This is a genomic window from Streptomyces sp. NPDC001002, from assembly GCF_053599215.1.
In genome coordinates this window covers 1-8100 of sequence record NZ_JBSFLV010000250.1, presented here as the reverse complement: position 1 = coordinate 8100, position 8100 = coordinate 1, and the positions used below count along the sequence as shown (strand labels likewise).

The window sequence follows — 8100 nt, the reverse complement described above, 5'->3', positions numbered from 1 at the left end:
CATGACGATGGAGTCCTTGCCGCCGGAGAAGAGGATCACCGGCCGCTCGAACTCGCCCGCCACCTCGCGGAAGATGTGCACCGCCTCGGACTCCAAGGCGTCCAGATGGGAGAGGTTGAAGCCCGTCGCGGGCGGCGCCGCGTTCACACCAACCCCCGCTCCGCCAGCAGCGCGTGCACCGCGTCCGCCGACTCCTCGGGCGTCTGCACCTGCGTCGGCAGCACGAGATCCGGGTCGAAGGGCGGCTCGTACGGGTCGTCGATACCGGTCAGCCCGGTCAACTGCCCCGCGGCCTGGCGGGCGTACAGCCCCTTCACGTCCCGCTTGCTGCACACCTCGACCGGGGTCGCCACATGCACCTCGATGTACGGCGTCGAGCTGGCCTGGTGCCGTTTGCGCACGGCCTCGCGGCTGTCGGTGTACGGCGCGATGACCGGGACGAGGGACAGGACGCCGTTGCGCGCCAGGACCTCGGAGACCAGGCCGATGCGCTGCACATTGGTGTTGCGGTCCTCTCTGGAGAAGCCGAGTCCTGCGGAGAGGAAGCGGCGTATCTCGTCACCGTCCAGGACCTCCACGCGATGCCCCTCGGCCTTCAGCCGATCCCCGAGGTGACGGGCGATCGTCGTCTTGCCCGCGCTCGGCAGCCCCGTCAGCCAGACCGTGGCTCCCTGAGTCCTTGGCGTGGTGGTCATGCGCAACAGTCCTCTTTCCTACCGGCGTGCGACGCCTGGAACGGTAGGTAAGAAGTCTGAGAGGAGGTGTTAAGGAGCCTGAGGTTTACCTGAGTGACTCATGGGGCGCCTCTCATACGCCCGCGAAACCGGCCCCCGCGGCCCTGAGCCGCTCGTGCAGTCCCCGGAACACCGCCGCCGAGCGCGCCCCCGGCCAGTCCTCGGGGAGCAGCCGGGCGGGCAGGCCGGGGTCGATGTACGGGAGGTGACGCCAGGAGTCCAGGGCGAGGAGGTAGTCGCGGTAGGCCTCCTCGGGCCGGGTGTCGGACGCCGGGCGCCCCTGCCAGTCCCGCAGCACGCGCGCGTGGCGGTCGAGGAACGCGTCGTGCTCCTTGGCGATGGCGGCCAGGTCCCACCAGCGGGCGACGGCCTCGGCGGTGGGCGCGAAGCCGAGGTGCTCGCCGCGGAAGAGGTCGACGTACGGGTCGAGCCGCAGGCGTACGAGGGTGTGCCGGGTCTCCTCGTACAGCCGGGCCGGGGCGATCCACACACCCGGGGCCGCGCTGCCGAAGCCGAGTCCTGCCAGACGGGAGCGGAGGACGTGCCGCTTCTGCCGCTCCGACTCCGGTACGGAGAACACGGCGAGCACCCAGCCCTCGTCCTCGGGCGGCACCTCGGCGTAGATGCGGCGGTCGCCGTCGTCGAGCAACTGGCGTGCCTCCGCGGAGAGTTCGTACCCCGCCGTGCCCTGGGCCGTGCGGGCCGGCAGCAGCAGTCCGCGCCGTTTGAGCCGGGACACCGAGGAGCGTACGGAGGGCGCGTCCACGCCGACCGCGGCGAGCAGCCGGATCAGTTCGGCGACGGGCACGGGGCCCGGCACGAAGCGGCCGTACGCGCCGTAGAGCGTGACGATGAGAGACCGTGGGGCAGGCTGGTCGGACACGTTGATCATCTTAGGTCGTCGACATCACTGCTGGTCACCATCGGTGTCAATACCGGAGTGATCTTCGGCGCGATCTCCCGACCGATCCTCGATGCGCAGTCTGAACCGCTGGAGCTTTCCGGTGGCCGTGCGCGGCAGCGCGTCCAGGAACACGATCTCGCGCGGGCATTTGTACGGCGCCAGCTCGGACTTGACGAAGGCGCGCAGTGCCTCGGCGTCCCGTTCGGCGCCCTCCTTGAGGACGGCGTAGGCCACCACCACCTGACCGCGGGCCTCGTCGGGCCGCCCCACGACCGCCGCCTCGACCACGTCCGGGTGACGCAGCAACGCGTCCTCGACCTCGGGTCCCGCGATGTTGTACCCGGCCGAGATGATCATGTCGTCGGCGCGGGCGACGAATCGCAGGTACCCATCGCTCTCGCGCACATACGTGTCGCCGGTGACGTTCCAGCCGCCGCGCACGTACACCCGCTGGCGTGGGTCGGCCAAGTACCGGCAGCCGACCGGACCTTGCACGGCGAGCAACCCAGGCTCCCCGTCGGGCACCGGCGTTCCGTCCGCGTCCTGCACCCGCGCGTGCCACCCCGGCACCGGCTTCCCCGTCGTGCCGGGCCTGATGTCGTCGTCGGCGGCGGAGATGAAGATGTGCAACAGCTCGGTGGCGCCTATGCCGTTGATGATCGGCAGCCCGGTCCGGTCCCGCCACGCCTGCCAGGTGGCGGCGGGCAGGTTCTCGCCGGCGGAGACGCAACGGCGCAGCGACGAGACGTCGTACGCGTCGACCTCGCCGAGCATCGCGCGGTAGGCGGTCGGCGCGGTGAACAGCACCGAGACCCGGTGGGCGGCGATCGCGGGCAACAGCTGCTTGGGGCCCGCCTGTTCGAGCAGCAGCGCACTCGCGCCGGCCCGCATCGGGAAGATCACAAGACCGCCGAGCCCGAAGGTGAAGCCGAGCGGCGGACTCCCCGCGAAGACGTCGTCCCGGCGCGGCCGCAGCACATGCTTCGAGAAGGTGTCGGCTATGGCGAGCACGTCCCGGTGGAAGTGCATGCACCCTTTCGGGCGGCCGGTGGTGCCGGAGGTGAACGCGATCAGCGCGACGTCGTCGGCCGCGGTCTCGACCGTCGGATACGGGGTCTCGGGCGCCGGACGGTTCAGGAGGTCGTCGGGGGCGTCACCGCCGTACGTCGTGATGCGCAGCCCCGGTATCTCCGCCTTGGCGAGGTCGTCGACGGCCCGTATGTCGCACAGGGCGTGCCCTATGTCGGCGATCCCGCACATCGTGGCCAGCTCGTGCGGCCGCTGCTGCGCCAGCACCGTCACGGCGACCGCGCCCGCCTTCAGCACCGCCAGCCAGCAGGCCACGAGCCACGGGGTGGTCGGTCCGCGCAACAGCACCCGGTTCCCCGGGACCACACCGAGGTCGCCGGTCAGGACATGCGCGAGCCGGTCGACGCGGGCGCGCAGTTCGTCGTACGTCCAGGAGGGTCCCGCGGGGGTGTGGAAGGCCGGGCTGTCGGCGTCCGGGCCGGTCAGCAGCTCGGCGGCACAGTTCACCCGATCGGGGTACCTCAGCTCCGGCAGGTCGAAGAGCAGCTCCGGCCACTCCTCGCGCGGCGGGAGGTGGTCACGCGCGAAGGTGTCGACATGCGCCGAGTCGATCATGGCGGTACGCCCCCTTGCCTGATGGGCGGGGTGTGGGCTCGCGCATCGAGCGTATCGCCTTGGTGACGACAGTCAACGGGGCGCGATACCGCCGGGGGCGGGGAGGCTGTGCGTCCGCGGGGCGGAGGGGCACGGGAGAAGCGGGAGGAGGGGTGCGGACGCAAGGGGGCCGGCGGTGTTCGCAGTGTCGCTCGAACTGGCCGGGGCCGCTCGGTGGCGCCCGCTGGGGAGTCGTACGGGGGCGGGGCGGCGGTGCTGTTACCGCGCCCGCGACTGCATCGGCGTGACTCAGGCCGCCATCGTCAGCGAAGCGATCCGGTGCGGGGCGACCGCGCGGCCGTCGGGGGTCAGTTCGCCGGAGTCGTCGAACACGATCGCCCCGTCGCAGAGCAGGCTCCAGCCCTGTTCGGGGTGGGCGGCGACGACATGCGCGGCGCTGTTGTCGGAGGAAGAGCTCGAAAGCTGGTGGGAACACATGTCGCACCTCCAGGTCGGTGGGGTTCCGCCGGTCGGCGTCCCCATAGAAGAGACCATCCTCCCGCCGTGAACTCATCGGAACCGCGCGCCGGGAAGCGTGACAACACGCGGACAACTCCCGGACGGTTCCACGACCGTCGGTGCGGACTCGCCACCGAAGGGGTGACGGGCGTGACCAACGGTGTGGACTCGCCACCGAAGGAGTGACGATCACGGCCGCGGGCCTGCGCGCCCGGTACCAGTGGAGCCCCCACACTCAGGAGGTTTCCCCGTGTCTCTGCGTCCCGCGATCCGCACCGCCGCCTGCGCCGCGCTGTTCCTGCTGGCCGCCGCTCCCGCCGCGCCCGCGTCCGCCGACCCCTTCGAGACCGTGACCGTCGACCCGACGGGGTACATCGCCCCCGACGGCACGGTCACCCTCTCCGGCACCTACCGCTGTCTCGGCGGCAACGGCCCGGTCTTCGTCAGCTCCTCGGTCGCGCAGAGCTCCCCGAACGTCCGTCACGGCATCGGCGGCACCCGCGCCGTGTGCGACGGCATGGAACACCGCTGGCAGAACACCGGCACGAGCTCGTCGGACAAGCTCGCACCCGGCGCGGCGAACGTCGAGGCGACGCTGATGGAACTCAACGCCCAGGGCGGCCTGCCGCTGCCCCGCTTCCACGCGGCCCAGCGCGAGGACGTCACGCTGATGGAGAGCTGACGGGCGGTTGACGGGCAGTTGACGGAGATTTGACGGCCGGCGGGCGGTCCGCCGCGTGGCCCCGGTGGGCGGGTCGGCCCGCCCGGCTCCCCGGGGCGACCCGCCCGGCTCCCGGTGGCGGAGGGGGGGTCCCTCGGCCACCGGGGTCCGCGTACGACCCCTTGGCGAGGACAGAAACATGTGACATTGTACTGGCGTGAGCAGCCCACTGACCTGCGACGTCGTAGTCATCGGGGCCGGCATGGTGGGTGCGGCCTGCGCCCTCTACACGGCTCGGGCGGGCCTGCGGACCCTCATCGTGGACCGCGGCCCCGTGGCCGGCGGCACCACCGGAGCCGGCGAGGGCAACCTGCTCGTCTCCGACAAGGAACCGGGCCCCGAACTCGACCTGGCCCTCCTCTCCCGACGCCTCTGGGCCGACCTCGCCGCCGAACCCGGCCTCGGCGCCGCAGTGGAGTTCGAGCCGAAGGGCGGAGTCGTCGTCGCCTCCTCGCCCGAGGGCATGTCCGCACTGACCGACTTCGCCGCCGGACAGCGGACGGCCGGAGTCGACGCACGGCTCGTCACCGCCGACCAACTCCCCGACTTGGAACCGCACTTGGCCCCCGGACTCGCGGGCGGCGTGCTCTACCCCGAGGACTGCCAGGTGATGCCGACCCTGGCCGCCGCCCATGTCGTACGAGCGGCCCGGCGCGCCGGCGCCGACCTGCGCACCGGCACCGCCGTCACCGACATCCTGCGCGCGAAGGACGGCTCGGTACGCGGCGTACGGACCGCACACGGCGACCTGCACGCCCCGGCCGTCATCAACGCGGCCGGCACCTGGGGCGGCGAGGTCGCCGCGCTGGCCGGAGTCCACCTGCCGGTGCTGCCGCGCCGCGGCTTCGTCCTGGTCACCGAGCCGCTGCCGCGCGGGGTGATCCGGCACAAGGTGTACGCCGCCGACTACGTGGCCGACGTCGCCAGCGGGGACGCGGGGCTCCAGTCCTCGGCGGTCGTCGAAAGCACGGACGCGGGCCCGGTGTTGATCGGGGCGAGTCGCGAACGGGTGGGCTTCGACCGGACGTTCTCGCTCCCGGTCGTGCGCAGGCTGGCCGCGCAGGGCACCGCGCTCTTCCCGATGCTCGGCAAGGTGCACGCGATGCGCGGCTACCTCGGCTTCCGGCCCTATCTGCCCGACCATCTGCCGGCCATCGGGCCCGACCCCCGAGTGCCGGGACTCCACCACGCCTGCGGCCACGAGGGCGCGGGCATCGGACTCGCCGTCGGCACCGGGCACTTGATCGCCCAGACGCTGACCGACCGGACACCGGACCTCGACCTGACACCGTTCCGCCCGGACCGTTTCGAGGAGGGGGAATGAGAAGAGGCGAGACCCCGCTGGAGCTGGCCCGGGCCCACCCCGGACCGGCCTTCACCGTCACCCTCGACGGCCGTGAGATCGACGCTCTGCCCGGCCAGACCGTCGCCGCCGTGCTCTGGACGGCCGGCATCACGTCCTGGCGCGGAACCCGGGGGAGTGGTTCGCCGCGCGGAGTCTTCTGCGGTATCGGAGTCTGCTTCGACTGCCTGATCACCGTCAACGACCGCCCGAACCAACGGGCTTGCCTCGTCCCGGTCCACCCCGGCGACACGATCCGCACGCAGGAGGGCACCGGCCATGACGACCTCGCCCGGGACGACGCAGGCCATGACCAGGGCTGACCTCGCCGTGATCGGCGCCGGCCCCGCCGGGCTCGCCGCCGCGCTCACGGCTGCCGACCAGGGCGTACGGGTCGTGCTGCTGGACGCGGGCGCGCAGGCGGGCGGGCAGTTCTACCGGCAGCCCGCGGTGGGGCTCGGCGCCCGCAGACCACAGGCGCTGCATCACGCGTGGGGCACCTGGGAGGCGCTGCGGGACCGACTCGCCGCCCATGTCGAGGCAGGCCGCATCGTCCACCTGGCGGATCGTCATGTCTGGTTCGTGGAACCGGAGTTCGGTGATCGAGGCTTCGGCGTGCACGCCCTGCTCGGCCCCGACCAGCAGACCTCGGAGACGGTCACCGCCGATGCCATCCTGCTGGCCACCGGCGGCTACGAGAAGGTGCTGCCCTTCCCCGGCTGGACGCTCCCCGGAGTGGTCACCGCGGGCGGGGCCCAGGCCATGCTCAAGGGCGGGCTCGTTCTGCCGGGGCGCTCGGTGGTCGTCGCCGGCACCGGCCCGCTGCTGATGCCGGTCGCGGCCGGGCTCGCCGCGGCGGGCGCCGACGTCGTCGCGTACGTCGAGTCCGTACGCCCCGCCGGTTTCGTACGGCACGCGGCGACCCTCGCCGCGCACCCGGGCAAGGTCGTCGAGGCGGCGGGGTACGCCTCTCAACTCCTGCGTCACAAAGTGCCGGTGATGGTCCGTCACACCGTCGTGGCGGCTCGCGGCACCGATCGCGTCGAGGCCGTCACCGTCGCCGCGCTCGACACCGCCGGCCGGGTCAGGCCCGGCACCGAGCGGCGGATCGGCTGCGACACCTTGGCCGTCGGGCACGGCATGCTCGCGCACACCGACCTCGCGGAGTCCCTCGGCTGCGCGATCGACGTCAGCGGTGATCCGTTCGTGGTCACCGACGCCGAGCAGCGAACTGACGTCGACGGTGTGTGGGCGGCCGGTGAGGCCACCGGGATCGGGGGAGCGGTGCTGGCGCTCGCCGAGGGTGAGATCGCCGGGCACTCGATCGCCGCCCGCCTCAAGGGAGTTGAACCCCGGCCGGCCGATTGGGCGGCGGCTGCCCGCACTCGGGCCCGGATGCGCGACTTCTCCTCCGCCCTCGCCGCCGCCTACGCCCCGCCCGCTCATTGGGTGGACCAGGTCACCGACGACACCGTCGTCTGCCGCTGCGAGGAGGTTCCGGCGGGTGCGATCCGCACGGCCACCGCCGAACTCGGCGCCACGGATCTGCGTAGCGTCAAACTCCTCACCCGCGCCGGAATGGGCTGGTGCCAGGGCCGGATCTGCGCGCCCGGAGTCGCCGGCGTCGCGGGCTGCGCGCCGGGACCGGCCAAGCGGCCCTTCGCTCGGCCGGTACCGCTGGAGGTGCTGGCCCGGGAACCGGAGGGGGCCCTGAGATGGCCGATGCCCCCTGGCCCATCAACCCACCCACCGTCAGCGATATATGACACCCCGCCAGAAAGCTGAGGCTTCCATGACCGTTACGCCCCCTCACCCCGAGTCCCACCCCAACTCCCGCTCCCACCCCGTCTGGCGCGGTGTCCTCGTCGCCACCGCCCTCCCCCTGCACGACGACCTGAGCGTCGACTTCGACGGGTTCGCGGACCACTGCCGGTGGCTCGTCGAGAACGGCTGTGACGGGGTCGTCCCCAACGGCTCGCTCGGTGAGTACCAGGTGCTCACCGAGGAGGAGCGCGCCCGGGTCGTCGAGACCGCCGTCGCGGCCATCGGCGGCGACAAGGTCATGCCCGGTGTTTCCGCCTACGGTTCCGCCGAGGCCGCCCGGTGGGCCCGGCAGGCCAAGGAGGCGGGGTGCGCCGCCGTCATGCTGCTGCCCCCCAACTCCTATCGCGCCGACGAGCGTTCGGTGCGCGCGCACTACACCGCCGTCGCCGAGGTCGGCATCGACATCGTCGCCTACAACAACCCGCACGACACC

9 protein-coding genes and 1 pseudogene are annotated in these 8100 nt (G+C 72.4%); 5 read left to right on the top strand and 5 right to left on the bottom strand.

Annotation, left to right across the window (positions count from 1 at the left end):
- The 5 genes and pseudogenes from ACWDR3_RS46465 to ACWDR3_RS46445 all read right to left on the bottom strand — a co-directional run.
- Positions 1-147: pseudogene (locus tag ACWDR3_RS46465) on the bottom strand (sulfate adenylyltransferase subunit CysD); the annotation flags it as partial.
- The gene (gene cysC, locus ACWDR3_RS46460) at positions 144-695 is read right to left on the bottom strand and encodes an adenylyl-sulfate kinase (protein WP_450358744.1); all 552 of its coding nucleotides are present in this window, start codon (positions 693-695) and stop codon (positions 144-146) included. The pseudogene ACWDR3_RS46465 and the gene cysC, both read right to left, overlap by 4 nt.
- Before the next feature lie 112 nt (positions 696-807).
- On the bottom strand, positions 808-1626 hold the full coding sequence (locus ACWDR3_RS46455) for a PaaX family transcriptional regulator (protein ID WP_450358743.1): 819 nt from the start codon (positions 1624-1626) through the stop codon (positions 808-810).
- Between the two features lie 15 nt (positions 1627-1641).
- A complete protein-coding gene (locus tag ACWDR3_RS46450) occupies positions 1642-3354 on the bottom strand; it encodes an AMP-binding protein (protein ID WP_450358745.1) in 1713 nt (570 codons plus the stop codon).
- A gap of 216 nt (positions 3355-3570) precedes the next feature.
- Positions 3571-3759, bottom strand: coding sequence for a DUF5999 family protein (locus tag ACWDR3_RS46445; protein ID WP_450358742.1), 189 nt, complete (start codon positions 3757-3759; stop codon positions 3571-3573).
- Positions 3760-4030: 271 nt separating this feature from the next.
- Between ACWDR3_RS46445 and ACWDR3_RS46440 the strand changes: the two genes are divergently transcribed.
- From ACWDR3_RS46440 to ACWDR3_RS46420, 5 genes are all read left to right on the top strand, one after another.
- The gene (locus ACWDR3_RS46440) at positions 4031-4462 is read left to right on the top strand and encodes a DUF6299 family protein (protein ID WP_450358741.1); all 432 of its coding nucleotides are present in this window, start codon (positions 4031-4033) and stop codon (positions 4460-4462) included.
- A 196-nt stretch (positions 4463-4658) separates the two neighbouring features.
- Positions 4659-5825, top strand: coding sequence for an NAD(P)/FAD-dependent oxidoreductase (locus ACWDR3_RS46435; protein WP_450358740.1), 1167 nt, complete (start codon positions 4659-4661; stop codon positions 5823-5825).
- Positions 5822-6166, top strand: coding sequence for a (2Fe-2S)-binding protein (locus ACWDR3_RS46430; protein WP_450358739.1), 345 nt, complete (start codon positions 5822-5824; stop codon positions 6164-6166). Before ACWDR3_RS46435 ends, ACWDR3_RS46430 begins: the two co-directional genes overlap by 4 nt.
- Positions 6123-7628 carry an FAD-dependent oxidoreductase gene (locus ACWDR3_RS46425; RefSeq protein ID WP_450358738.1) on the top strand — a complete coding sequence of 502 codons (1506 nt, stop codon included), beginning with the start codon at positions 6123-6125 and terminating at the stop codon, positions 7626-7628. The genes ACWDR3_RS46430 and ACWDR3_RS46425 overlap by 44 nt, the downstream gene beginning before the upstream one ends.
- 7 nt (positions 7629-7635) lie before the next feature.
- A partial coding sequence (locus ACWDR3_RS46420) for a dihydrodipicolinate synthase family protein (protein WP_450358737.1) occupies positions 7636-8100 on the top strand: 465 nt, incomplete at its 3' end.